Below are 859 nucleotides of genomic sequence, written 5' to 3' on the forward strand. Positions count from 1 at the left end.
AACTCCAGCTCAACTTCCCGTTCATCCAGCTTACCTTCTCGCAGCATTTTGCGAAATTTTTGACGAGTATTGGATTCTTCTTCGGTTAAAGTGCCACGAGCTGGTGTAAGTAACGAATCCAGAATACGTTCTTCTGCCGCGTCCAAGGCACGGGGTTTTGCCTCATTGATTGCATTTTCACGCAGCATTTTCATTGCGCTTTCAGCCAGATCGCGAATAATTGATTCAACGTCGCGTCCCACATAACCCACTTCCGTGAATTTAGTGGCCTCGACTTTGATAAACGGAGCATTAACCAAAGAAGCAAGACGTCTGGCAATTTCAGTTTTACCGACACCAGTGGGGCCAATCATCAAGATGTTCTTTGGGGTTACTTCCTGTTGCAATGTGACATCAAGTTGCTGACGACGCCAACGATTACGTAATGCTATCGCAACGGCTTTTTTCGCTTCATGCTGACCGATAATGTGTTTGTCTAGTTCGTGAACGATTTGTTTGGGGGTAAGTGATTGATTCATGATTATTCGTTGTAATCCAATGTTTCAATGGTGAGGTTATGATTGGTGTAAATGCAGATATCAGCAGCGATATTCAGGCCTTTTTCAACAATCTCACGAGCCGATAAGTCAGTATTTTGTAATAAGGCTGTTGCAGCTGCCTGGGCGAATGGGCCACCAGAGCCAATAGCGATCAAGCTGTTTTCCGGTTCGATAACATCGCCATTACCAGAGATAATCAACGAAGCATCGGCATCCGCTACCGCTAGTAAGGCTTCAAGGCGGCGCATCATTCTGTCAGTACGCCAATCTTTTGCCAGCTCAAGGGCACTCCGTGTCAGGTTGCCCTGGTGTTTTTCCAG

Annotated in this window: 2 protein-coding genes; both read right to left on the minus strand. The window is 46.2% G+C overall.

The genetic code is table 11. The features are described from left to right. A partial coding sequence (locus tag B3O33_RS15945) for an AAA family ATPase (RefSeq protein WP_292363951.1) occupies positions 1 to 518 on the minus strand: 518 nt, incomplete at its 3' end. Between the two features lie 2 nt (positions 519 to 520). Then, positions 521 to 859, minus strand: a 339-nt coding sequence (hslV, locus tag B3O33_RS15950) for an ATP-dependent protease subunit HslV (RefSeq protein ID WP_292363952.1), incomplete at its 5' end; no start/stop codon positions are given.

The sequence above is a fragment of the Methylophaga sp. UBA1464 genome (genome assembly GCF_002325665.1).
Classification (GTDB): domain Bacteria; phylum Pseudomonadota; class Gammaproteobacteria; order Nitrosococcales; family Methylophagaceae; genus Methylophaga.